Annotated in this window: 18 protein-coding genes; 7 read left to right on the top strand and 11 right to left on the bottom strand. The window is 71.5% G+C overall.

From position 1 onward, the window contains the following. Window positions 1-41: 41 nt before the first annotated feature. The 10 genes from QM595_RS10400 to QM595_RS10445 form a co-directional block, all read right to left on the bottom strand. Window positions 42-1,067, bottom strand: coding sequence for a sugar-binding transcriptional regulator (locus tag QM595_RS10400; RefSeq protein WP_415171474.1), 1,026 nt, complete (start codon window positions 1,065-1,067; stop codon window positions 42-44). 1 nt (window position 1,068) lies between these two features. Further along, window positions 1,069-1,869: an HAD-IIA family hydrolase gene (locus QM595_RS10405; protein ID WP_415171475.1), complete on the bottom strand. Its 801-nt coding sequence runs from the start codon at window positions 1,867-1,869 to the stop codon at window positions 1,069-1,071. After that, entirely contained in the window at window positions 1,866-3,377 is a 1,512-nt protein-coding gene (locus QM595_RS10410) for a xylulokinase (protein ID WP_415171476.1), read from the bottom strand. Before QM595_RS10410 ends, QM595_RS10405 begins: the two co-directional genes overlap by 4 nt. After that, window positions 3,374-4,831: an iron-containing alcohol dehydrogenase gene (locus tag QM595_RS10415; protein ID WP_415171477.1), complete on the bottom strand. Its 1,458-nt coding sequence runs from the start codon at window positions 4,829-4,831 to the stop codon at window positions 3,374-3,376. Before QM595_RS10415 ends, QM595_RS10410 begins: the two co-directional genes overlap by 4 nt. A gap of 42 nt (window positions 4,832-4,873) precedes the next feature. Beyond that, window positions 4,874-5,959, bottom strand: coding sequence for an ABC transporter permease (locus tag QM595_RS10420; protein WP_415171478.1), 1,086 nt, complete (start codon window positions 5,957-5,959; stop codon window positions 4,874-4,876). A gap of 3 nt (window positions 5,960-5,962) precedes the next feature. Continuing rightward, entirely contained in the window at window positions 5,963-7,525 is a 1,563-nt protein-coding gene (locus tag QM595_RS10425; protein WP_415171479.1) for a sugar ABC transporter ATP-binding protein, read from the bottom strand. Window positions 7,526-7,597: 72 nt separating this feature from the next. After that, window positions 7,598-8,602 carry a substrate-binding domain-containing protein gene (locus QM595_RS10430; RefSeq protein ID WP_415171480.1) on the bottom strand — a complete coding sequence of 335 codons (1,005 nt, stop codon included), beginning with the start codon at window positions 8,600-8,602 and terminating at the stop codon, window positions 7,598-7,600. A 207-nt stretch (window positions 8,603-8,809) separates the two neighbouring features. Beyond that, a complete protein-coding gene (locus QM595_RS10435; protein WP_415171481.1) occupies window positions 8,810-9,628 on the bottom strand; it encodes an alpha/beta fold hydrolase in 819 nt (272 codons plus the stop codon). Then, complete coding sequence (locus tag QM595_RS10440; protein WP_415171491.1) at window positions 9,628-11,238, bottom strand: PHA/PHB synthase family protein; 1,611 nt, start codon at window positions 11,236-11,238, stop codon at window positions 9,628-9,630. Before QM595_RS10440 ends, QM595_RS10435 begins: the two co-directional genes overlap by 1 nt. A 201-nt stretch (window positions 11,239-11,439) precedes the next feature. After that, entirely contained in the window at window positions 11,440-12,696 is a 1,257-nt protein-coding gene (locus QM595_RS10445) for a PucR family transcriptional regulator (protein WP_415171482.1), read from the bottom strand. A 155-nt stretch (window positions 12,697-12,851) separates the two neighbouring features. On the opposite strand from QM595_RS10445, the gene QM595_RS10450 reads away from it, so the two are divergent. Genes QM595_RS10450 through QM595_RS10460 form a run of 3 tightly spaced genes read left to right on the top strand, consistent with a single transcriptional unit; the run spans window position 12,852 to window position 17,546 of the window. Further along, complete coding sequence (locus QM595_RS10450) at window positions 12,852-14,330, top strand: class I adenylate-forming enzyme family protein (protein WP_415171483.1); 1,479 nt, start codon at window positions 12,852-12,854, stop codon at window positions 14,328-14,330. A gap of 16 nt (window positions 14,331-14,346) precedes the next feature. Beyond that, a complete protein-coding gene (locus QM595_RS10455; RefSeq protein ID WP_415171484.1) occupies window positions 14,347-16,131 on the top strand; it encodes a DUF3556 domain-containing protein in 1,785 nt (594 codons plus the stop codon). Further along, a complete protein-coding gene (locus tag QM595_RS10460) occupies window positions 16,131-17,546 on the top strand; it encodes a phytoene desaturase family protein (RefSeq protein WP_415171485.1) in 1,416 nt (471 codons plus the stop codon). The genes QM595_RS10455 and QM595_RS10460 overlap by 1 nt, the downstream gene beginning before the upstream one ends. 9 nt (window positions 17,547-17,555) lie before the next feature. On the opposite strand, the gene QM595_RS10465 is transcribed toward QM595_RS10460, so the two are convergent. Next, complete coding sequence (locus QM595_RS10465; RefSeq protein WP_415171492.1) at window positions 17,556-19,142, bottom strand: amidohydrolase; 1,587 nt, start codon at window positions 19,140-19,142, stop codon at window positions 17,556-17,558. Window positions 19,143-19,315: 173 nt separating this feature from the next. Here QM595_RS10465 and QM595_RS10470 point away from each other — a divergent pair, with 173 nt between their 5' ends. The 4 genes from QM595_RS10470 (at window position 19,316) to QM595_RS10485 (ending at window position 24,181) form a co-directional block, all read left to right on the top strand. Next, entirely contained in the window at window positions 19,316-20,947 is a 1,632-nt protein-coding gene (locus tag QM595_RS10470; protein WP_415171486.1) for an ATP-binding cassette domain-containing protein, read from the top strand. Continuing rightward, window positions 20,944-22,173: an ABC transporter substrate-binding protein gene (locus QM595_RS10475; protein WP_415171487.1), complete on the top strand. Its 1,230-nt coding sequence runs from the start codon at window positions 20,944-20,946 to the stop codon at window positions 22,171-22,173. The genes QM595_RS10470 and QM595_RS10475 overlap by 4 nt, the downstream gene beginning before the upstream one ends. 84 nt (window positions 22,174-22,257) lie before the next feature. After that, window positions 22,258-23,118, top strand: coding sequence for a branched-chain amino acid ABC transporter permease (locus QM595_RS10480; protein WP_415171488.1), 861 nt, complete (start codon window positions 22,258-22,260; stop codon window positions 23,116-23,118). Between the two features lie 73 nt (window positions 23,119-23,191). After that, window positions 23,192-24,181, top strand: coding sequence for a branched-chain amino acid ABC transporter permease (locus tag QM595_RS10485; RefSeq protein ID WP_415171489.1), 990 nt, complete (start codon window positions 23,192-23,194; stop codon window positions 24,179-24,181). The last annotated feature ends 50 nt before the right edge of the window (window positions 24,182-24,231 follow it).

A 24,231-nucleotide genomic window follows, 5' to 3' on the forward strand; every position in this document is an offset into this window, starting at 1 on the left:
GCGCAGCAGTGACAAGAACCGCGCCGGTCGCTCTCGCGGCCTCAGGGTGCGGGGCTCTGAGGTGGGCTCTGAGGTGGGCCCTGCGGCGGTGGCGCCGTAGCGAGGTACGCCGCGGTGACCCGGTCGGTGACCAGCACGTCGACCCAGCCGCCGCGCAGCGCGGCCTCGATCGGCCGGTGCTTCTCGACTCCCCCGGCCACCACGATCCGGCGCCGGGCCCGGCCGATATTGGCCAGCGTGCAGCCGACGACCAGGTCGTCCAGCGGCGTGAGGACCGCCGCGCCGCTGGCGTCCAGGAAGCGCTGGTCGAGCTGGCCGACCGCGCCGTCGGCCCGGGCCTGGGCGAGTTGGTCGTCGGTGAAGTAGCTCTCGCCCGGCTCCAGGCCGCTGTGCACCGCCGCCGGGCCGACCCCGACGAAGGCGACGTCGACCTGGTCGAGCAGGCCGAGCGCGCGTCGTACATGGGGGTCGGCCAGCACCGCGGCGCGGATCTCGGGCGTCGAGGTGACGCCCGGGGTTCGCAGGAAGACGGCGTCGGCGCCGAGCGCGCGCGCCATCGCCCGCGTCGACCGCGCGGCCGCATGCTGGAGCAGCGGCGAGCCCAGGTCGCCGATCATCTCCACGACGTACCTCGTCGTGGGCCGGCCGGCGAACCTGACCACGCCGGCCATCTCCTGCAGGGTCCGGCTCCACGAGGTGTAGCCGACGATCTCGGCGCTCAGCCCGGCCTCGCCCAGGTAGCGGGCGGCGGCACGGCCGAGCCCGGCGGCGGGGTCGACCACCGCCGGATCGAGGTCGACGACATGGACCTCGGCAAGGTCGTAGCGGCGCTCGAGCTCCTCCTCGAGCTCGGGATCGAGCCCGTCGGGCACGGCGATGACGGTCGTGACCAGCCCCTGCCGCTCAGCCTGCTGCAGCACCCGCGAGACCCGCGCCTGCGAGATGCCGAGGCGAGCGCCGATGTCGCGCTGGCGCAGCCCGTGGACGTGGTAGAGCCGGGCGGCGGCGACCATGAGCCGGACCAGGTCGGGATCGGAAGGTCGCGGCGCCGGCGTGGTGGCTGCCATGTCAGGCCACCGCCGAGGCGAGAAGCTCGTCGATCCGGTGCAGCACCCAGGTCGGTCGCCGCCGCGCGGGCAGCGCGGCCACCATCTCCTCGGTGCTCTCCCCCGTCAGCACGAGCGCGGAGTCCAGGCCGGCGTCCACCGCCATGGCGATGTCGGTGTAGAGCCGGTCGCCCACCATCACACACTCGGCCGCGTCGAGACCGACGACCCGCAGCGCGGTCTCCAGCATCAGCGGCGACGGCTTCCCGACGTTGGCCTCGCAGCGCACGCCGGTGCTCGCCTCGATGGCCGCGATCACCGCCGCCGCGTCGGGCTCGCCGCGACCGCCCGGGAATGGGCAGTAGGCGTCGGGGTTGGTGGCCACCAGCCGGGCCCGGCCATGCTGCCAGAGCGCGTCGAAGGCGATCTGGAGCTTGCGGTAGTCGAAGCCGCGGTCGTAGCTGGCCACGACGATGTCGATCTCCTCGGGCCGCTCGCTCAGCCGGAGGCCGGCGGCCTCGATGGCGCGGGCCAGCGGCGGCTCGCCGATCACGAACACGGCGGCGTCCGGGGCCTCGGCGCGCAGCCAGGCGGCCATCGTCACGACCGGGTTCACGATGTGCGTCGTCGGGGTCGGCAGGCCGAGACCGGAGAGCTTCTCGGCGTACATCCGCGGGTCGCGGGTCGGGTTGTTGGACAAGAAGAGCGTCTCGCGGCCCTGCTCGCGCAGCGTGTGGACCAGCTCGTAGGCGCCCGGCAGCAGCTCGTCGCCCAGGTAGATGGTGCCGTCGAGGTCGAAGAGATAGCCCTGGTAGCCCCTCACGAGGTCACCTCCGCGAGCCGGGCGAACAGGGCGCGGTTGGCGGGGTAGATGTCGCGATAGACGTCGTAGAGCCGGTCGTAGGTCGCGGCGGCCGGCGCGCCGGGGTCGAACCACGCGCCCGACCCGCTCATCGCCGCGACCGCGGCGGGGATCGAGTCGTGGACGCCGACCGCGGCCGCGGCAAGGATGCCCGCGCCGAGGCAGGTGCTCTCGGGCTCGCGGACGATGTCGACCCGGCGATGCATCACGTCGGCGATGATCTGGCACCAGACCGCGCTCCGCGCGCCGCCGCCCAGCACCACGATGTCGTCGATCGCGGTGCCCAGGGCCGCCTCCGTGCCCGAGGTGAGGAAGCGCTGCTCGAGCGCGATGCCCTCCAAGAGCGCACGGTAGACGTGCGCCTTGCCGTGGATGCCCGAGAGCCCGAGCAGCACGCCGCGAGCGCTGTGGTCCCAATAGGGGGTGAGCGCGCCCGTCCAGTAGGGCAGCGCCAGCAGGCCCTCGGCGCCGGGCGGCAGGTTGGCCGCGGCGGTCTCCAGCACCTGCTCGGGGGTGAGGTCGAGACCGAGCACCCGGGAGTCGACACCGGAGAACTTCTCGACGAACCAGCTCAGGTTGAAGGTGCCGCCGCCGATGAAGGTCTCCAGCGTGTACGCCGCGGGGATCGCCGAGGCCAGGGTGCGGAACTCACGGCCGAAGGCGTAGCCGTCGCTGTGGGTGCCCGAGACGATGCCGGAGCCGAGGTTGAGATAGGCCCGGCCGGTGGTGGTCACCCCCGAGCCGAGCTGGGCGCACTGGCCGTCGCCGGCGCCGGCGACCACGGGAAGCCCCGCCGGCAGGCCGAGGTCACGGGCGACGTCGTCGGTGACGGTGCCGAGGATGCTGCCGGGCGGGCACAGCTCGCTGAACTGGTCGCGGCCCAGCCCGGCCTCGGCGAGGAGGCCGTCGTCGTAGTCGAAGGTGGCCATGTCGACGACGCCCAGCGGATCCGCGCTGGCCCAGGACGTCACCCACGCTCCGGTCAGCCGGTGGACCAGGAAGCCGTGCACGTCGACGACCTTGCCGGTGCGGGCGATCGTCTCGGGTTCGTGGGCGGCGAGCCAGAGCAGCTTGTACCAGGCCGGCGTGGTGTTCGCGGGCTTGCCGGTGATCCGGTGGACCTCGTCGGTGCCGTGCTTGCGCACCTCCTCGGTGGCCCGGGTGTCGAGCCAGAGCATCGCCGGCCGCAACGGCTTGCCGGCCGGGTCGAGGCAGACGAAGGACTCCCGCTGATGGGTCAGGCAGATGGCGCGCAGCCGCGAGGTGTCGACGGTCTGCACCGCCCGGCGGATCGCCGTACAGGCCGCGGCCCACCAGTCCTCGGCGTTCTGCTCGCCCCAGCCGGGTCGCGGCTGGGCCAGCTCGAAGGCGCGGCGGTCCTGGGACTGGACCTCGCCCACCGCGTTCCACACGACGGCCTTCGCGGCCGTGGTGGAGCAGTCGACGCCGATCACGTAGTCCTCGGTCATCGGGTTGCCTCCGCCGGCTCGGCAGCGGCCCGGGCGACCGCCTGGGCGGCCCGCGCCAGCACCTCGTCGACGTCCGCGTCGCGCCACCAGCCCAGCAGCATGAGCAGGTCCACCACAGTGACCCGGTTGCGCATCAGGGCGCAGTTGGCGACGGCCCAGCGCCACAGCTCGGCCGGGACCCGCGGGTCGAGCTCGTCGGGGGTGGCCGGGGCGCCGGCGGCGAGCAGGCCAGCGGCGATCTCGGCGCTGGGTCGCACCAGCCGACGCAGGCCGGGCTCGTGGGTCGGCCAGCCGGCCAGCAGGCCAGCCAGGCTGGTCGAGGCCCGCAGCGCGCCGAGCTTGCGCGCGTAGTCGCGCCAGCACTCGGCGGCGATGCCCTCGCCGAGGCCGGCGAACGCCTCCTCGACGCGGCGACGGGCCTGGTCGGCATCGCAGGCGGCGGCCTCGACACGGGCACCGGGACGCGCCGCCAGCCGTTCGAAGAGCAGCTCCCAGGCGGCTGCCGCCACGACCGCCGCGGCACCGACCTGGGCGCCGTGCAGGCCCATCGGCTGATGGTGGGCGGTGTGGTGCTGGTCGAGCATGTGGCTGACCAGATGCTCCACGCCCGAGAGCACTGCGGTGGTGCCGGAGACGCCGGTAACCACACCGCGCAGCGCGAGCGCCTTGGTGAGCGCGGCGACCGAGTCGGGATCCCCGGCCCGTACGCCGGGCGCCCAGGTCGTCAGGTCCTCGCCGACCATGCCCAGCAGCCGGATCGGGCCCTCGTGGAAGGTCGGATCGGTGCCGGCCAGCGAGGCGAGCCGCCAGTCGGCCGGTGCGGTCAGCATCGAGGTCATCTCGCCGAAGCCGGCCCGGTTCATCCGCGAAGGCGCCTGCGCGATGGTCTCCGAGTCGGCGACGACCGCGTCCGGCCAGCGCGCGGGGACGGTGCGCTTGACGCCGTCGCGCAGCAGCACCGAGACGTCGTCGGTGAAGCCGTCGACCGAGGCGGCCGTCTGCACGGTCACCACCACGGGCGGCTCCGCGCAGCCGGCCGCGGCCAGCTTGCCGATATCGCTGATGGTGCCGCCGCCGAGGGCGACCACCGCCGCAGCGCCGGTGCAGGCCTCGGTCGCCTGCCGGACCACGTCGTCGACGACGTGGAGCTCGGGGTGGCCGTCGTCGAGCACCACTCGCCGCACGTCGTACCGCTCGGCGAGCCGGTCCTCGACCAGCTGCTTGACATCGACGCCGAGGCGCGTCATCGGCACCGGGTCGATCAGCAGGGTGACCGTGGCTGGCTGGTGGGCGGACCCGTCGCCGCCCACCAGCAGCTCGGCCACGGTGTCCGCGACCGTCTCGATCGCGCCGGAGCCCAGGACGAGGCGTCGCAGCCCGCAGGCGGCGAGCCGCCCCTCGGGGTCGACCTGTGCGAGCAGGTCGCCGACCGGATAGACCTCGTGCGTCGGCACGATCACTCCTTCGGGTTCGTCAGACGAGTCGGTGACGGCTCGTCAGTGCGCTGCCTCGCGGGCGCGGCTGGCCCGGTCGGTGAGGACGGCGATGATGATCGCGATGCCGATGACCACGGGCTGGAGGTTCGGCGACACGTTGAGCAGCGACATCCCGTTGTTGAGCACGCCGATGATCAGCAGGCCGATGAAGGTGTTGAGCATGCTGCCCGAGCCGCCCGACAGGCTGGCGCCGCCGATGACGACGACCGCGATGACGTTGAGCAGGTCCCCGGTGCCGGCGGTCGGCTGCGCGGAGTCGAGCCGGGAGCCGACCACGCTGCCCGCGAGCGCGGCCAGCACGCCTGCCACGACGTAGACGCCGATCTTGATCCGGGTGACGTTCAGGCCGGACAGCCGGGCCACCTCGGCGTTGCCGCCCACGGCGTACAGCGCGCGGCCGCTGGGCCGGTAGCGCAGCCAGAAGGCGGCGATGACGTAGCTGGCCACGAGCAGGAAGACGTCGAGCGGGATGCTGAGGATCTCCTTGCTGGTGATCGCGAGATACCAGTTCGGGAAGCCGTTGATCGGGTTGCCGTCGGTCAGGTAGAGCGCGAGGCCGGCAGCCGCGGACATGGTCGCCAGGGTGGCGACGAAGGGCTGGATCCGGCCGTACGTCGAGAGCACGCCGTTGACGAGGCCGACCAGCGCGCCGACCAGCAGGCCGGCCAGGACGCACAGGGTGAACGGGAGGTCGTGGGAGCGGTAGAGCCAGGCGCTGGTCATCAGCGAGAGCGCCAGCGTGGAGCCGACCGAGAGGTCGATGCCGCCGATGAGGATGACCAGGGCGGCGCCGACCGCCATGATCCCGATGTCGGCGTTCTGGCTCACGATATTGGTGAGGTTCTGCCGGGTGAGGAAGTAGGGCGAGAGGAACGACAACACGATCATCACCACGACCAAGCCGACCAGCGGGCCGGGCAGCGCCCGGAAGATGGCCAACGCACTCGCCCGGGCGCCGTGGCCGCCGGGCTTGGCCGGCCCGGCGACGGTGTCAGTGCCGTTCTCGGTGCCGTTCTCGGTGCTCTGCGTCATGTCGATCGACCTCGTGGTGTTGCCGCCCGACGAGGCGGCCTGGTTCGTGGACATCGGTCACCTTCCAGTGGCGGGTGTTGTGAGTCGGTCGCCGTCCACCGCGCTAGGCGGGGTCGACTCGTCGGTGGCCGCGGGAACGGCGAGGGCCATCACCCGCTGCGGCGTGGCCTCGTCGCGGCGGAGGATGCCGCGCTGGCGTCCCCCCGACATGACCAGCACGCGGTGGGAGAGCCCGAGGACCTCCTCGAGCTCGGAGGAGACGACCACGATCGCGATGCCCTGGTCCGCGAGCGAGCGCAGGAGCTCGTAGATCGCCATCTTCGCGCCGACGTCGACGCCTCGGGTGGGCTCGTCGACGATGAGCACCTTCGGGGTGTTGATCAGCCACTTGCCGATCAGCACCTTCTGCTGGTTGCCGCCGGACATGGAGCGGACCGGCAGCGACATGTCGCCGCGGATGTCGAGGCGGGCGCGCTGCTCGGCGGCGATCCGCTTGATCGTGCGCGGGGCGAGCACTCCGGCGGTCGTCAGGGTCGGCTCCCAGGGCAGCACCAGGTTGTCAGCGGCCGATCGCTCCAGGTGCAACCCCTGGCCCTTGCGGTCCTCCGGCACCAGCACGACCCCGGCGTCGATCGAGGAGCGCGGGCTGGTGCACGGGATGCGGTTGCCGTCGACCCGGACCTCGCCCGCGTCGGGCCGGTCCAGGCCGGCGATCGCCCGGACCACCTCGGTCCGGCCGGCACCGACCAGTCCGGCGATGCCGAGGACCTCGCCGCTGGCGACCTCGAAGTCGATGCCCTCGAAGGCGCCCTTGCGGCCCAGGCCGCGGACCGAGAGCACGGTCGTGTCGCGACTGGGTTTCGGGGCGCGGTGCTCGTAGGTGAACTCGCGGCCGACCATGGCGTTGACCAGTTGCTCCTTGGGGACGTCGCGGTCCTGCCAGGAGGCGACCCGGGCACCGTCGCGCAGGCAGACGATCTCGTCGGAGACCTCGCGCACCTCGTCGAGCCGGTGGGAGATGTAGACGACGCCGGCGCCACGCTCGCGCAGGGCGCGGATCCGGTCGAGCACGTGGGCCGTCTCGGTCTCGCCCAGGGAGGCGGAGGGCTCGTCGAAGACGACATAGCGCGGCCGGCGGCTCAGCGCCTTGGCGATCTCGATCTCCTGCTGCACCGCCATCGAGAGCCCGCGGACCAGGCGGCGCGGATCGACGTCGACGCCGAGGGAGCCGAGCAGTTCGCGGGCGTCGCGGTTCATCTGCTCGCGGTCGATCCGGCCACGGCGGCGGGGCTGTCGGCCGAGGAAGATGTTCTCGGCGACCGAGAGGTCGGCCAGCAGCCGGATCTCCTGGTGGATCAGCACGACGCCCTCGCGCAGCGCCTCGGCGGGGCCGCCGGGGGCGTAGGGCGCGCCGTCGAGGGTCATCTGGCCGCCGTCGGGCTGGACGACGCCGGTGATCAGCGAGCTCAGCGTCGACTTCCCGGCGCCGTTCTCGCCGATCAGCCCGACGACCGTGCCAGGTGCGACGTCGAAGTCGACCGACTTCACGACGGTCACGCCGCTGTAGGACTTGACCAGGCCGCGGCAGTGCAGGCCCGGGTCCAGTGCTGGATCACTCATGGTGCCCTCTCGGGAACGCGGGACCGGGGTGGGTGGCCGACCTGCCGCCGGCCACCCAACCGGCCTGGGGTGTCACTTGAAGGACTGGGCGTCCGGCCCGTAGAAGTCCTCGACCTTGTTCTCCTTGACCGTCTCCGCGTTGATCAGGACGGTGCTCTGGAGCTGTTCGGCGGGGATGTCGTCACCCTCGCCGTTCATCAGCGCGATGGCGTTGCGCACCGCGAGCTGGCCCATCATGTAGGGCTGCTGGGCCATGGTCGCCTGGGTCAGGCCGCTGGCGACGGCGTCGAACATCGTCGGGAAGCCGTCGATGCCGACCGAGAAGATGTCCTTGTTGCTGGCCTGCGCGGCCTTGGAGGCGCCCATGGACATCGCGTCGCTCTCGCCGAACACGGCGGTCAGGTCGGGGTGAGCGGTCAGGATGTTCTGGGTCGCCTTGTAGGCCTCGGTCTCGTCCCAGTTGGCCGTCTCCTCGGCGACGACCTCGATGCCCGGGTTCTCGGCGATGGCCTTCTCACAGCCCTCGGTCCGCTGGATCTCCGCGGTGGAGCCCAGCACGCCGTGGAGGATGGCGATCTCTCCCTGGCCACCGATCTGCTCGAACATCCAGGTGCACAGGTCGTAGGCCGCCTTCACGCTGTCGGTCGCGATATACGTCGCGAGCTCTCCCTGGCCCGACTCGGGCCGCTGGTCGACCGCGACGACCGGCACGTCGGCCTGGTTGGCGGCCTTGACGCCGGCGGCGGCCGCCGTGGAGTCCTGCGAGGTGAAGATGAGAGCGCCGACCTGCTGGGTGAGCAGGTCGTTGACCTGCTTGACCTGAGCCGAGGAGTCGTTGTTGGCCGAGGTGATCTTGACCTCGTAGCCCTGCTTCTCGGCCTCGTCCTTGATGCCGGCCACTTCGGCCACGTAGAACAACGACTTCTGATCGGCGACCGAGACACCGATGGTCTTCTTGCTGCCGCTGCTGCCGCCGCCGCCGGCGGAATCCTCCCCGCAGCCGGCCAGGGAGGTGGCGGCAAGGCCGAGGACGACCACCGCACCTGCAGCGGATAGGGCGGATGAACGATGAGCCATCGAGTCTCTCCTTATGTCACCTGATGACCGAATCACCGTCGGGAATGAATTTTTATTCATGCCTTTAATGACGATGCTGATAGTTTGTGTCACCCGTCACACCCGCGTCAAGGGTTTGGAAATTTCTTTCGATATACGAATGAATATTCGGAGACCGGGCGCGCTCGACGCGCTCCTCGCTGGGACCGACGGCCGCTCTGCGGAGGGTCAGGACAGGAAGTCGGAGATGGCCGGGACGATCCGGTCGGGCTCCAGCAGCGGGTCGAGGTGGCCGCCGCGATAGACGTGGAGCCGGGCCCGAGGGATGAGCGTGGCCATGATCCGGGCGTTGACCAGCGGGATGATCGGGTCGTCGTCGCCGGCCAGGATCAGCGTCCGCTGCGCGATCGTGGGCAGCCACGGCAGGCTGGTCCAGACCGCCCCGGCGAGGAGTTGGTAGGCGTAGCCACGCCGCGATCCGCCGTGCAGGTGCCGGTAGAGGCCGCCGACGTCGTCGCTGTGCTGGCGGGCGCTGCCGCCGTAGAGCCGGGCCGCGATCCCGGCCGCGTAGGAGGCGTCGCGGAACCGCCGCGGCGAGAGCATCGTGGCCAGCACCTCCGGCCGGCCGGGCACCATCATCGCTCCGGTGCCGGTGGCGAGGAGCACCAGTCGTCGTACCCGGGCGCGGTGCTGCCAGGCGATCTGCTGGGCGAGCCCGCCACCCCAGGAGTAGCCCAGCACGTCGTAGCGGGAGTGTCCCAGCCGGCGCATCAGCGCGTCGGCGAGACAGCCGATCTGCTGGAAGGTGTAGGGCAGCGCGGGGGTCGGCGAGCGGCCGACGCCGGGCACGTCGAAGCGGACCACCGGGATCGCCGCGTCCAGGGTGTCGACCACCGGCTGCAGCGCCTCCTGGCTGGCGCCGATCCCGCAGCACATCAGCAGCGGGACGCGGTCGGGCGATCCCTCCCGTATCCGGGCGAGGACGGTACGGCGCCCCAGCCGGAGCACCCGCTCCTCCTCGGCCGGGGAAGGCGGTGGCGTCGTCATCAGGTGTCGCGGACGTAGCTGCCGGGGGCGGGCGCCAGCGGATAGAGGCCGCCGCCGCCCAGCGCCCCGGGCGCGTCGACGAGGTCGCCGCCGCGCTCGGCGAGGAAGGCGGCGTGGTCGGGCCACCAGGAGCCCTGCCGGGGGTCGGCGGTGGCCAGCCATTGCTCCGGGTCGGCCGGGTGGTCGCCCTGCTCCGGGGTGACGTGGAAGCTCGCCTTGGGGTTGCCGGGCGGGTTGACCATCGAGGCGACGTGGCCACTGCTGGAGAGCACGAAGCGGACCTCGCCGCCGAGCAGCCGGGTGGTGCGATAGCAGGACTGCCAGGGCGAGATGTGGTCGGCGATCCCGGCGACGACGTACGTCGGCACCGTCACCTCGCGCAGGTCGACCGGGCTGCCCAGCATGGTGGCCGCGCCGGGGACGGTCAGCGAGTTGCCCAGCGCGACGGTGACGAAGTCGCGGTGCAGCCCGGCGGCCATCCTGGTGGTGTCGGCGTTCCAGTAGAGGACGTCGAAGGCGGCGGGCTTGCGGCCCTGCAGGTAGTTGTTGACCCAGTAGCTCCAGATCAGGTCGTTGGGCCGCAGCCAGGCGAAGACCTCGGCCAGGGCGCGGCCGTCGAGATATCCCTTGGCCTGGGACTTGGCGACGGCGGCGCGAGCGACCCGCTCGTCGGCGAGGGCCATGGTGGTGCCGGCCTTGCTGTTGTCGATCACCGAGACCGCCAGTCCGAGGCTGGCGATCCGGTCGAGTCGGCCCAGCCGCGCCAGATGCGCCAGCGTCATCACGGTGAGCATTCCCCCCGAGCAGATGCTCATGACATGCGTCCGGTCGGCGCCGGTGACGCGGGTGGTGGCGTCGAGTGCGTCGAGGATCGCCTGGCCGTAGGTGTCGAAGTCCCACTCGCGGTGCCGGGCGTCGGGGTTGCGCCACGAGATCGCGAAGACCTGGTGACCCTGCTCCAGGTAGTGCTCGACCATGCTGCGACCGGGGGCGAGATCGACGACGTAGTACTTGTTGATCACCGGCGGCACCATCAGCAGCGGCACCTGGCGGACCTGCTCGGTCCGGGGCGCGTACTGGATGAGCTCGAAGACCTCGGTCCGCAGCACCACCGCGCCGGGGGTGGCCGCCAGCGACTCCCCGACGGCGAAGGCGCCGCGCTCGACCATCCGGGGCACCCGGGGGGCGGTGGCCAGGTCCTCGACCAGGTTGCGGACCCCGGAGACGACATTGCCGCCGCCGGTGTCGATCACCGCCCGCCAGAAGGCCGGGCTGATCAGCGGCATATTGCTGGGGGCCAGCAGGTCGAGGACGTTGTCGACGGCGAAGTCGACCTTCTCCCGGTCCCGCCACTCCAGGTCGACGTCGGCGGCCAGGCTCTGGAGCGTCTCGGCCGAGGCGAGGTAGGCCTGCAGCACCCGGCGCAGCCAGGGGTTCTGGCTCCAACCGGGGTCGGTGAACCGGCGGTCCCGGCCGGAGGGCGCGCGGGTGGCGGTGCCCAGCCCGATCGCGACCAGCTCGGCGGCGAGGTCGGCGCTGCGACGGACCAGGGTGCCGGGCTGGCGGGCCAGCCCGGCGCCGAGCCGTCCCCAGGTGCGCAGCGAGAGCATCCGGGCCACCGGCCCCGCCGCGGCCGAGGTGAGGACCAGGTCGAGCGGCGTCGCCAGCTCGTCCGGGTCGGTCGTGGTCGTGGTGTCGATGGCTGTGCTCCTTCGCTCCTGGCCAGTCTTCGGCGGCGCGGAGGCGTGGCGACACGGACCGAGACGACAACATCGACGAGCGATTTTGGTCCACGGAGACAAACAACCGGGTCAGTCGGCGAGCACCGCCGTGCCGAACCACTTGCAGGCCAGCAGCGCGAGCTCGAGATCGAGCCGGTCCTCGTCGACCGGTCTGCCGCGGGCCTCGATCGCCTTGTGGACCCGATACTTGACGGTGTTCTTGTGGAGGTGGAGCCGCTCGGCGGTGGTGACATAGCTGCCGTTCTCCTCCACCAGGGCGAGCAGCGTCTCGCGCAGCCGCGCCGCCGTCGCCGTGTCGGCCGCGAGGTCGCCCAGCGCTCTCGTCACCAGTCGGCGGGCGCTCGGGAGGTCGGCCGCCAGCAGTGCGGCGGCGCGGACGCCGTAGTCGTCGTACGACGTGACGGGCGGGGCGAGGTCGCCGGCGATGGCCGCCACCTGCCGGGCCTGGGCCGCCTCCCGCTGGGTCACCCGGAACCCGTCGATGCCGGCGCCGAGGCTGCCCACCGCGACGCGGACCGTCGGCCGGGCGCGCAGCGCCTCGCCCAGCGCCGCCATCGGTACGACGGCAGGCTCCCGTCCGATCGGCAGCCAGCCGAAGGCGGAGGTGGCGTCCTGCGGCCACAGCAGCGGCGTGCCGGCGCCGACGGCATGGGCGAGCCGGCCGAGCACCGACTCGAACAGCCCGGGCTCCGGGCGCTGCTGCGCGGGGTCGGCCGTCCAGAGCACCATCCCCAGATGCCGCTGCCGCAGCCGGTAGCCCAGCACCCGCTCGGCGGTGTCGATCTCGACGCTCTCCCCCGCCACCAGCCGGGTCAGCACGTCGGCGCGGGCCCGGTCGCGGTGGGCCAGCCAGCGCTCGCGCTCGGTGTCGTACTCGGCGATCACCTGCTCGGAGATCGAGTCGATATAGCCCGACGTGGTACGGATCAGCTCCCCGACGGTGGCCAGCGGCACCGGCCGCCCCGTCGGCGCGACGATGTCGCGCTCCCACTCCTCCAGCGCCCACTCCACCAGCCGGCGCTGGCCCAGCCGGTAGGCCCGCACCAGGGCGGTGACCGAGACGCCGTGCTGGGCGAGCCGGCGGGCATACTCCCGGGCACCCAGCGGGGTGGGCACCTGATCCGGCTCGATCTGGTAGCTGAACACCTGCACCAGCGCCGCCAGGTTGCTCTGGATGCTGACCCGGAGGAGCTCGACCAACCCATGGTCGCCGCGCAGCTCGACGATGCGCTCGATCATCTCCTCGTGCATCGCCTCGGTCAGCTCGGGCAGCACCCGCTCCAGCTCACCGCCGAGCGCGACCATCGTCTCGTTCGCCTCGACCACCCGACACGCTCCTGTCCTGTGCCGCGGCTGCCCGGGACGACGACCCGGGCCAACGCGGTCGAGAAACATTGTCCTCCGGGGACAGTGATCCCCGCCACACCCATTTCCTAGCGTGCTCGACAACCGCCCTTTCGTCCGAGTGCCGAGGAGTTCCCATGAGCCACCAGTCCGCGCTGGCGCATCTGCCTTGGAACAGCCCCGCCGCGGCCGAGGCCCGTGACTGCGTCGGCGACGACCGGCACACGCTGACCTTCGGCGAGTTCGCCCGGCGGGTCGAGGCGGCCGCCGAGCAGCTCGCCGAGTACGGCGTCGGACCCGGCGGGGCGGTGGCGGTGATGCTGCCGAACCGGGTCGAGCTGCTGGTCGGGCTGGCGGCCGCCTGGCGCCTCGGGGCCGCCGCGACGCCGATCAACCCGACCTTCACCGCCCGCGAGGCCGAGTACCAGATCGAGGACTCCGGCGCCGTCGTGGTCCTCGGCGACAACCCGGGCACCCACAGCGCCGGCCGGCCGCTGCTGCTGGCCGACGAGCTGCGCCGCGAGCCCGCCGGCACGCTGCCGCCGCCGGCCACCACCGGAGACGAGATCGCCCTCCTCATCTACACCAGCGGCTCCACCGGCCGGCCCAAGGGCGTCATGCTCAGCCACGCCAACCTCGACGCGATGAGCTCGATGATCGTGGAGCGGATGCTGCTCGGTCCCGAGGACCGCTGCCTGCTGTTCCTGCCGCTATTCCACGTCAACGCACTGCTGGTCAGCTTCCTGGCGCCGTTCCGGGTCGGGGCGCAGACCCGGGTGATGGGCCGGTTCTCGGTGGCCGGCTTCTTCGCGGCACTGACGGACTTCCGGCCGACGTACTTCTCGGCGGTGCCCACGATCTACTCGATGCTGGTCTCCCAGCCGGTCGACGGCGACTTCTCCTCGGTGCGCTTCGGCGTCTGCGGTGCGGCACCGGCCTCGGCGGAGCTGCTGACCGCCACCCAGGAGCGGTTCGGCTTCGGTCTGGTCGAGGGCTACGGGCTGACCGAGGGCTGCTGCGCCTCCTGCGTCAACCCGGTCGACGGCGTCCGCAAGCTGGGCACGGTCGGCCCGGCGCTGCCCGGGCAGCGGGTGGAGGTGATGGCGCCGGACGGCACCATCCTGCCGCCCGGCGAGCGCGGCGAGGTGGTGATCCAGGGCCCGAACGTGATGGTCGGCTATCTCAACCGCCCCGAGGCGACCGCCGAGACGCTGCGCGAGGGCTGGCTGCACACCGGGGACGTCGGGATCCTCGACGAGGACGGCTACCTGCGCATCGTCGACCGGATCAAGGACATGATCATCCGGGGCGGGGAGAACATCTACCCCAAGGAGATCGAGACCGTCCTCCACGGCCACCCCGGCGTCCTCGAGGCCGCCGTCGTCGGCCAGCCCGACGAGACGTACGGCGAGGTGGTGGTCGCCTACGTCGCCGGCTACCCCGACGCCGAGCTGCGGGTCGAGGACCTGCTCGAGACCTGCCGCGCCAACCTCACCAAGGTCAAGGTGCCGGCCGCGATCCACCTGGTCGACGCGCTGCCCAAGAACCCCGTCGGGAAGGTCGACAAGCCCACCCTGCGCAGCCGCCTGGCCGCGCCCTCTCAGACATCCGCCTAGACAGGAGTCATCGAAGATGCCTTTCAAGACACCGGTGGTGCCGCAGGTCGATCCTGCGGAGTTCCTCGCCCGTCCTCACCAGGAGCGGCTCCGCTTCCTGGCCACCTTCTGGGCGGAGAACGGCTTCGGCACGCCGAAGATGGTGCACACCATCTACATCGTGAAGCTGATCGTCCTCTACATCGGCGGCGGCGTGGCGCTGGCCACGCTCACCTCCGGCTTCGGGATGTTCGCCATCTCCGACTGGTGGGACCAGGCGATCGTCTACCAGAAGCTGGTGATGTGGACGCTCTTCCTGGAGCTGTTCGGGATCGGCGGCACCTGGGGGCCGCTGGCCGCCCACTTCAAGCCGATGACCGGCGGCATCGCCTACTGGGCCAGGCCGAACACCATCCGGCTGCCACCGTGGCCGCGGGTGGTGCCGCTGACCCGGGGCGACAACCGCAGCGTCCTCGACGTGGTGCTCTACCTCGCCTGCCTGGTCGGCTTCGCCTTCCCCATCTTCGGCCCCACGACCGAGGTCGACGGCCAGAAGATGCTGAGCCCGACGGCACTCGTCGTCAGCGTGGCCCTGCTGATCCTGTGCGGCCTACGGGACAAGATCCTGTTCCTGGCGGCGCGCGGGGAGCAGCACCTGCCGATCCTGGTGATCTCGATCCTGGCCGGCTACGGCGTCTTCACCTTCGTCGACTTCATCGTCGCGGCGAAGCTCGTCATGGTGGTGATCTGGGTGGGCGCCGCGGTCTCGAAGATGAACCTGCACTTCGAGAACGTCGTACCGCCGATGGTGTCGAACGCGCCCTTCGTGCCGACCTTCCTGAAGAAGGCGCACTACCGCTCGATCCCCGACGACCTCAAACCGTCCCGGCTCGCCTGGTTCATGGCGCACATCATGGGCACCCTCGCCGAGCTCGCCGTGCCGCTGGTGATGCTGCTGAGCCCCTGGCCGTGGCTGACGATCGTGGCGGTGGGCTGCATGGTGCTCTTCCACCTGTTCATCACCCAGACCTTCCCGCTGGCGGTGCCGCTGGAGTGGAACATCCTGTTCGCCTATGTCGCGGTCTTCCTGTTCGCGGGGCACCAGGCGCACGACGGCTACGGCGTCGCGGACTTCAGCCAGGCCTGGATGCTCCCGGTGGTCGTCGTCCTGCTGCTGGTCTTCCCGGTGCTGGGCAACCTGCGCCCCGACCTGGTCTCCTTCCTGCCCTCCATGCGGCAGTACGCCGGCAACTGGGCCTCGGCGACCTGGGCCTTCAAGCCGGGCGCGGAGGCTCGCCTCAACGAGCTGACCAAGGGCGCGGACAACCAGATCGACCAGCTGATCGGCGGCATGGGCTACCCGCCGGACGTCGCCGAGATGACGCTGCAGCTGACCATCGGCTGGCGGTCGATGCACAGCCAGGGGCGCGGGCTGTTCTCGGTGCTGCAGAACTACCTGGGCGAGGAGTACGACGGCTACTCACTGCGCGAGGCGGAGTTCTGTTGCAATAGCGTCATCGGCTGGAACTTCGGCGACGGCCATCTGCACGACGACCAGCTCATCGAGGCGATCCAGCGGCGGCTGCACTTCCAGCCCGGCGAGTTCGTGGTGGTGTGGGTCGAGTCGCAGCCGATCCACAAGAAGTATCAGGAGTACTACGTGATGGACGCGGCCCTCGGCATCGTCGAGCGCGGCCGGTGGAACGTCAGGGACGCGGTCGACGCGCAGCCGTGGCTGCCCGACGGCCCCATCCCGGTCGAGGTGACCTGGCGAGCGGACACCGGTCGCAGCGCCGGGCGGCATACGGTGGTCCCCTCCTGATGAGCACCGCCACGGTGGTCGGCAGCGGGCCCAACGGGCTCGCTGCCGCCCTCACCCTGGCCGCCGCCGGGCTCCGGGTCACCGTGATCGAGGCGGCCGGCACCCTCGGCGGCGGCACCCGCTCCAGCGAGCTCACCCTGCCGGGGCTGATCCACGACGAGTGCTCCGGGCTGCACCCGCTAGGACCCGCCTCGCCGTTCGCGCAGCGGTTCGACCTCGCCGGGGCCGGGCTGCGGTGGCGCTGGGCCGAGCACGAGTACGCCCACCCGCTCGAGGACGGCCGGGGTGCGGTGGCGGAGCGCTCGGTCGCCGCCACCGCCGCCGCGCTCGGTGCCGGCGGTCGGGGCTGGCGGCAGGTCTTCGGGGCACTGGACGACCGGTTCGACACCATCGGCCCGGAGTTCATGCAGCCGATCCTGCATGTCCCCCACCACCCGGTTCACCTGGCGCGCTTCGGCCTCTACTCCGGCCTGCCCGCCACCGTGCTGGCCCGGCGGTTCCGCTCCCCGGAGGCGGCCGCGCTGTTCATCGGCGTCGCCGCGCACGCCTTCCGGCCACTGAACACGCTCGCCTCCTCGGCGATCGGCGTCGCGCTGGGCACCGCCGCCCACCACTACGGCTGGCCGGCGGCCGAGGGCGGCTCGGTGGCGATCCGGGACGCGGTGCTCAAGCGGTGCGCCGAGCACGGCGTGCAGTTCGAGACCGGTCGCCGGGTGGGCTCCCTCGAGGAGCTGGGCGAACAGGACGTCGTCATGCTCGACACCACCCCGCGGGCGGCCGTGGAGATCCTGGGCGACCGGCTGCCCGGCCGGGTACGTCGCGCCTACACCCGCTTCCGGCACGGACCGGGCACCTTCAAGGTCGACTTCGCGGTCGAGGGCGGGGTGCCCTGGAGGCACGAGCCGTCCCGCTCGGCCAGCACCGTCCACGTCACCGGCTCGGTCGCCGAGACGGTGGCCGCGGAGAAGGCGGTCAGCGCCGGCCGGATGCCCGAGCACCCCTTCATCCTGGTCGGGCAGCAGTACGTCGCCGACCCCACCCGCTCCAACGGCGACCTCCACCCGCTCTACTCCTACGCCCACGTGCCCGCCGGCTACCAGGGCGACGCGACCCAGGCGATCATCGACCGGATCGAGCACTTCGCCCCCGGCTTCCGCGACCGGATCCGGGCCACCGCGGTACGCACCACGACCGAGACCGCCCGCTACAACGAGAACTACGTCGGCGGCGATGTCACTACCGGCGCCAACGACGCGCTCCAGCTCGTCTTCCGGCCACGCGCCACCGTCCACCCCTACGACACCGGCGTGCCCGGGGTCTACCTGTGCTCGGCGGCGACCCCACCCGGCGCCGGGGCACACGGGATGTGCGGCTACAACGCGGCCGAGCGGGCGCTGGCGAGGCTCGCCCGCTGAGCCTGGCGATCAGCGCTCGTGGACGAGCTCGCCGGCGAACCAGGTCTGCGCCACCTGCCGGCTCGGGAGCTGCTCGATCGGCTCGGCGAAGATGTCACCGTCGAGCACGACGAAGTCGGCCGAGCGGCCGGGCCGGAGCACGCCGGTCACGTCGTCGACACCGATCGCCTCGGCTCCGTTCCGGGTGAAGACGGCGATCGCCTCCGGCAAGGTCAGCGCCTGCTCGGGCCACAGCCGGCCGGCTCGCTCACCGGTCGGGTCGGCCCGGGTCACCAGGCCGTAGATCGCGTGGAGCGCGTTCGGTGAGTCGCTCACCGGCCAGTCCGAGCCCGCGCAGATCAGCACTCCGGCGTCCCATAGCGCCCGGTTGGGATGGAGCCGCGCGGCACGCTCGGCGGGCAGCACCGTGCCCAGTGCCTCCGGGATCACGCCCGGGAACCAGACGTACGGCGAGATCTCGGCGCTCACGCCGAGCGCGGCGAGCCGCGCGATGTCGCCGTCCTCGACGTACTGGCCGTGGGCGATGTGGAAGCGCGGCCGCGAGTGTCCCTCGCCGCGGACCGCCTCGATCGCGTCGAGCGTTGCCCGCACCGCCGCGTCGCCGGTGCAGTGCACCTTCACCGAGATGTCGGCCGCCGCCAGCTCGCGCAGCCAGGAGACCAGCTCCTCCTGGGACATCGTCAACTCGCCTCGCTGGTCGGCCTGCCCCGGCGCGCCGAGATAGGGCTCGAGGAAGGCGGCCGTGCGCATCGGCGGGATGCCGTCGAGGAAGATCTTGGCGAAGGTCGGCCGGTGGTGGCGGCTCGCGGTCGTCGTACGGGCGTGGAGAAGGTCCCAGCCGATCGGGTCGGCGCCGAACAGCGGGTCGTTGGCCAGCGCGCAGGTCACCACCCAGGCGCGGAGCAGCCCGTCGTCGTCGAGAGCGTGCAGTGCTCTCATCAGCGGCAGCGAGGCGCCGGCGTCCTGGAAGGCGGTGACGCCGTGGCTGTGGAGCCGGGCGATGGCCGTGAGCGAGGCCCGCGACCACATCTGCGCCGAGCGGCTTCTGGCCGCGGCGAGCACGCGCTCCACGGCCAGTCCCTCGGCCTCCGCGAGCAGTCCTGAGCCGAGCGATCCGGCACGCCCCGCGGCGCCGAGCGCGGCGCTGTTGACCCAGCGGTTGTGCAGGCTCTGGTCCCGCAGCACCGTCGGTCGCCCGGCGGTGACCTGATCGAGCAGCACGCGACTCTCCGCCGTGGCGAGCTCGTCCAGGAGCAGCGGCGACCAGCCGTTGCCGACGATCCACTCCCCGGGTGGGCACTCGGCCGCCTGTGCCGCGACCAGCGCGAGGATCTCCCGGACCCCGCCGGTCACGGGCAGGGCGATCTCGTACAGCTCGCCCAGCCCCGCCAGCGCATGGTGATTGTGGGCGTCGACGAAGCCGGGCAGGACCAGCCTGCCACCCAGATCGGCGGCGCCGGCGGTGGTCGCGAGCGGCGGATCCAGCTCCGCGATCACGCCGTCCGCGACCGTGAACGAGCTCGCCCAGGGACGCGCCGGATCGCCGGTGTACACCCGTGCGTTGACGAACTGGCGCTGACCCTCCTCGCTCCTCATCACGCTCAGGACGGTCCCATCACGGCGCGGAGAGTGCCATAGAGAAATCCTTACTCGACCGGTTCCGCCTACCTATTGTGACCGTCGCGAGGGCTCGGCGACGATCACGTCCTGGTTTCCGAATATCGGGCTAGAAGACCGTGTGGAATCGTCCGCAGACCAAAGGTAAGCCGTTGCCGAACACCCGCCGCGCCGAAGATGCAGAAGACACCGGCCAGGTCGACGCCAGCCGTGGCGCCCTGGCCGGCCATCGCAAGCCGCAGTCGCTCGTGCTCGACTCCGTCACCAAGCGGTACGGCGGGGTCACCGCCATCAAGGACGTCTCTCTCACCGTCGAGGCGGGCAAGTCGCTGGGCGTCATCGGACCCAACGGCGCCGGCAAGAGCACGCTGCTCAAGACGATCGCGGCTGTGCACCGGCCGACCAGCGGCACACTTCGGCTGGGCGAGGTCGACCTGACCCGGCTGGCGCCGCACAAGGTCGCCGGAGCCGGCATCGGCATGGCGCATCAGGTGCCCCGGCCCTTCCGCGGCATGACCGTGACCGAGAATGTCGCCATCGGCGCGGCCTCGGCCGCGTTGCCGTTGCGGGAGCGCACCGCCTGGATCGACCAGGTCATCACCACCACCGGGCTCGGCCACCGTGCCACGACCCCCGCCGGCGAGCTGCGGCTGCTGGACCTCAAGCGACTCGAGCTGGCCCGGGCGCTCTCCAGCGACCCCTCGCTGATCCTGCTGGACGAGGTCGCCGCGGGCCTCAACGGCCGCGACCTCGACCGCATCATCGAGCTGATCGCGGAGATCCGTGGCGAGGGTCGGGGACTCTTGCTGGTCGAGCACGTCGAAGGCGTCATCGCCTCGCTCGTCGACCGGGTCATCGTCATCGACTGGGGCGAGGTCATCGCCGACGGCACCCCGGCGGAGATCTCCGCCGACCCGCGGGTCCGCGCGGTCTACCTCGGTGACGACGGCGGGAAGGCCGGCGCGGGCACGACACGGACCACGCCACGTCTCCCCGAGCAGGCCGGGGACGCCGTACCCGCTGCGCTGCGGCTCGACGACGTCACGGCCGGATATGGCGACATCGTCGCCCTCCGGGACACCTCGGTCGAGCTGCGAGCCGGCGAGGTCGTCGCCGTCTTCGGAGCCAACGGTGCCGGCAAGTCGACCCTGGTCGGGGTCGCCTCGGGGCTGGTCCAGCCCCGCGCCGGCAAGGTGGAGATCGACGGCACCGACGTCACCCAGCTGTCGGCCCATGCCCGCAACCGGCTCGGCCTGGCGCACTGTCCCGAGGGCCGCCGTATCTTCGGCGAGCTCAGCGTCCGGCAGAACCTCACCGTCGCGGCCTCGCTCGGGGTCGGCAAGGCCGAGATGGCCAGCAGGCTCGAGTCGGTCTACGACGTGTTCCCCATCCTGGCCGACCTCGGCGAGCGGGCGGGCAGCGCGCTCTCCGGCGGACAGCAGCAGATGCTCGCGATCGGGCGCGCGATGATGTCCCGGCCGCGGGTCCTGCTCTGCGACGAGATCTCACTCGGTCTGGCGCCGGTCGCGATGGACGACCTGTACGCCGCGCTGGCGCGCATTCGCGACGAGGGCGTCTCGATCCTGCTGGTGGAGCAGAACGTCCACCGCGGCCTCAGCCTCGCCGATCGGGTCTACGTGCTCGACCGCGGCCAGGTCTCCTACTCGGGCGATCCGGCTCCTCTGGCCGACGAGGAAGCACTCGATCGGCTCTACTTCGGCGACCAGGTGTCACCAACGGCGTCGTCACTTCCGCCGACTCCAGGAAAGGAAATGCCACTATGAGAATCGGCTATCGACGCCTCCTCGCGATCTGCTCCGCCGGGGTGGTGCTCGCGGGGGTGGCCGGCTGCGGCGGTGAGGCCAAGAGCAGCGGCTCGTCCTCGTCGGGCGCCATCGTCCTCGGGGCCAGCCTGCCGTTGAGCGGTTCGCTGGGCCAGACGGGAATCGACCTCCAGGCCGGCTACCAGCAGGCCGTGGACGAGGTCAACGCCGACGGCGGTCTGACCGTCGACGGCGAGAAGCGCGAGGTCACCTTGGAGATCCTCGACAACCGCACCGACGCCACCACCGCCACCCAGCAGGTCCGCCAGCTCATCGACGAGAGCGGCGCGACCGCGATCCTCGGCTCCTGCACGCCGACTCTCGTGGTGCCCCAGGCGCTGGTGGCCGAGCAGCTGCAGGTCCCCTATGTGACCTCCTGCAACCCGGTCCAGTCCTTCACGAGCGGGAACGAGGAGGGCTGGAAGTACTCCTGGGATCTCTTCTTCGACGAGACCGCGCAGGCGACCGCCGTGGCCGACGGCCTGGCCCAGGCCGACACCAACAAGAAGGTGGCGCTGTTCACCGACACCGAGCCCGATGGCGTCGCCGAGCGGACGCTCTACCAGGCCGCCTTCGCCGAAGCCGGGCTGACCGTGGTCGGGGACTACACCTTCCCGGTCGGGACGACCGACTTCTCCTCGTTCATCAACGACGCGAAGAGCGCCGGCGCCGAGATCGTGGTCGGTCAGATGATCCCGCCGGACGGCATCACGCTGTGGAAGCAGATGAAGGCGCTGAAGTTCAGCCCCAAGGTGGCCTTCGTGTCCAAGGCGGCGGCGAACGCCGAGTGGACCAGCGCCCTGGCCGAGATCGCCGAGGGCACCCTCACCGACGGTCTGTGGGACCTCACCGCCAACCCGACCGCGAGCCAGGAGATCCTCGACGGCCCGCTGGGCGAGAAGTTCTCCTCCAGCTTCGCCGACCTGACCATCGCGCTGCTGGGCTACACGGTCGTCCAGATCACCGCCGACGCGATCGAAAGCGCCGGCAGCACCGAGGCGGCCGCCCTGAACACGGCCATCGGCGAGACCAACGGCGACTACGCGCTGGGGACGGTCACCTTCGACGACCAGCACACCTACGCCACGAAGTACGTCCTGGAGCAGTGGCAGAGCGACGTCATGCGCCAGGTCATCCCATCGGTGGACGGCGCCACCCTGCAGGTTCCCGCCGCCGGGCTCCAGTAGGCCCATCCATCTCGGCGGTCCGGCGGCGATGCTCCCACGAGGACGTCGCCGCCGGGCCACCGATCGCACCCAGGAGGTGACGCCTTGTACGCGGCCATCATCAACGGCCTATTGATCGGCGGCTTCTACGCGTTGGTCGCACTGGGTCTCTCGATCGTCTTCGGCGTGCTGAAGCTGATCAACCTCGCCCACGGCGAACTCATCGTCGCCGGTGCCTATCTGGCCTATCTCCTGGCGCTCCACGCCCACCTGGGGCTGTGGGCGGTCCTGCCGATCGCGGCGCTCGCCGTCGGGATCGTCGCCTACCTGTTGCAACGCGGGCTGCTCACCGGCCTGCTGCTGCGCGGCCAGGAGGGGGCGCTGGTCGCCACCTTCGGCCTCTCCCTGCTGGCGCAGGGGCTGTTCACCCAGTGGTTCTCCTCGGCGCCCCGCTCGATGAGCAGCTCCCTGGCCACCAGCGGCGTCAACCTGTTCGGCGTCCAGACCCGGCTGGCCTATCTGGTGACCTTCGTGGTCGCGCTCGTGCTCTGCGGCGCCGCCCATCTCGTCCTCGCCCATACCAGGGTGGGGGCGGTCGTCCACGCCGCCGCGACCGATCCGGCCACCTCACAGCTGGTCGGCATCGACGTACGCCGGGTCTATGCCCTGACCTTCGCCATCGCCGCGGCGGCGGCCGCCGCCAGTGGCGCCCTGCTGGCGATCAACTTCAGCTTCACCCCCACGACTGGGAGCGCCTATCTGCTGATCGGCATCGCCGTCGTCGTGATCGGCGGCGTCGGCAATGTGGCCGGCACCGTCGTCGGCGCGCTCCTGTTGGGGGTCGTCCAGAGTGTGGCGGTCGAGATGTTCGGCGGTGGCTACCGCGATCTCGCCGTCTACCTGGTCTTCTTCCTCGTCCTCACCGCGCGGCCCCAGGGGCTGCTGTCCAGGAGTCGTGCCGCATGAGCGAACGAAGCGAGCGATCAATTCAGGCTAGGGCGCGTCGCTCATGCCCCCGCCGAGCGAAGCGAGGCCGCGCATGAGCGTCGTCAGCCGTTGGGACCACTGGGATCCGACCAGGAATCGACGTCGCGCCCTCGGCGGCACGGTCCTGTTCGCGGTCCTCGCCATCGTGTTCGCCAACTCGATCTCGCTGTTCACCCTCGCTCAGCTGAGCGTGCTGACCAGCCTGCTGAGCTTCGTCGCACTGGCGCAGTCGTGGAACATCCTGGCCGGCTTCGCCGGGCAGGTGTCGCTAGGCACCAGCGCCTTCGTGGGGTCCGGAGCGTACGCCGCCGGCCTGCTCATGCTCCACACCGACGTCGGCTTCGGCCCGGCGATGGCCGGCGCCACCGCCACCGGAGTCGTCCTGGCCGCGGTCCTGGCGCTGCCGCTGCTCAGGCTGCGGGGTGACTACTTCGCGGTGGGCACCCTGGCCGCCGCGCTCGCGCTCCAGGCGTGGATCATCAACTGGGACTTCGCCGGCGGATCGACCGGCATCAGCCTGCCGCTCTCGGCGGCGCCCACCCCGGTCGTGGTCTTCCAGCTCTCCTGCCTGGTGGCGGCGGTGGCGATGATCGCGGCCTGCCTGATCCGCTACTCCTCGTTCGGCAACCGGCTACGGGCGGTGCGCGACAACGAGGCCGCCGCGGTGGGGCTGGGCGTCTCGGCCTTCCGGCACCGCCTGGCCGCCCTCGTCATCAGCGGCGGCCTGGCCGGCCTGGCCGGCGGTCTGCTGGCCGTGCAGCAGATCAGCTTCGAGCCGACCGGGATGCTCGGTATGGGCTGGACGGTGAACGCCCTCGTGATGACCATCGTCGGTGGCATCGGCACGGTCTTCGGCCCGGCGGTCGGCGCGATCATCGTCTACTACCTGCTCACCGAGAAGCTGCAGGACTACGAGACGCTCAGCATCGTGATCGAGGGCGCGCTGCTGGTGCTCGTGGTCCGATTCGCCCCCCAGGGGGTCTGGGCGCTGATGGTACGTGGGCTGCGGTTCCTGGTCGGTCGGCTCCGACCGACCAGCTGACACCTGACAGACGAAGAGTCCGGAGTGTGAGGCGCACCAGGTGCGCCTCA

Source organism: Nocardioides sp. (genome assembly GCF_047607185.1).
Taxonomy (GTDB): Bacteria; Actinomycetota; Actinomycetes; order Propionibacteriales; family Nocardioidaceae; genus Nocardioides.

What these genes read in the sequence shown, in the direction of transcription:
- QM595_RS10400 (WP_415171474.1), bottom strand. Translation starts at nt 1,067, where the DNA reads ATGGCAGCCACCACGCCGGCGCCGCGACCTTCCGATCCCGACCTGGTC.
- QM595_RS10410 (WP_415171476.1), bottom strand. Translation starts at nt 3,377, where the DNA reads ATGACCGAGGACTACGTGATCGGCGTCGACTGCTCCACCACGGCCGCG.
- QM595_RS10420 (WP_415171478.1), bottom strand. Translation starts at nt 5,959, where the DNA reads ATGTCCACGAACCAGGCCGCCTCGTCGGGCGGCAACACCACGAGGTCG.
- QM595_RS10425 (WP_415171479.1), bottom strand. Translation starts at nt 7,525, where the DNA reads ATGAGTGATCCAGCACTGGACCCGGGCCTGCACTGCCGCGGCCTGGTC.
- QM595_RS10430 (WP_415171480.1), bottom strand. Translation starts at nt 8,602, where the DNA reads ATGGCTCATCGTTCATCCGCCCTATCCGCTGCAGGTGCGGTGGTCGTC.
- QM595_RS10435 (WP_415171481.1), bottom strand. Translation starts at nt 9,628, where the DNA reads ATGACGACGCCACCGCCTTCCCCGGCCGAGGAGGAGCGGGTGCTCCGG.
- QM595_RS10440 (WP_415171491.1), bottom strand. Translation starts at nt 11,238, where the DNA reads ATGCTCTCGCTGCGCACCTGGGGACGGCTCGGCGCCGGGCTGGCCCGC.
- QM595_RS10450 (WP_415171483.1), top strand. Translation starts at nt 12,852, where the DNA reads ATGAGCCACCAGTCCGCGCTGGCGCATCTGCCTTGGAACAGCCCCGCC.
- QM595_RS10455 (WP_415171484.1), top strand. Translation starts at nt 14,347, where the DNA reads ATGCCTTTCAAGACACCGGTGGTGCCGCAGGTCGATCCTGCGGAGTTC.
- QM595_RS10460 (WP_415171485.1), top strand. Translation starts at nt 16,131, where the DNA reads ATGAGCACCGCCACGGTGGTCGGCAGCGGGCCCAACGGGCTCGCTGCC.
- QM595_RS10465 (WP_415171492.1), bottom strand. Translation starts at nt 19,142, where the DNA reads ATGAGGAGCGAGGAGGGTCAGCGCCAGTTCGTCAACGCACGGGTGTAC.
- QM595_RS10475 (WP_415171487.1), top strand. Translation starts at nt 20,944, where the DNA reads ATGAGAATCGGCTATCGACGCCTCCTCGCGATCTGCTCCGCCGGGGTG.
- QM595_RS10485 (WP_415171489.1), top strand. Translation starts at nt 23,192, where the DNA reads ATGAGCGTCGTCAGCCGTTGGGACCACTGGGATCCGACCAGGAATCGA.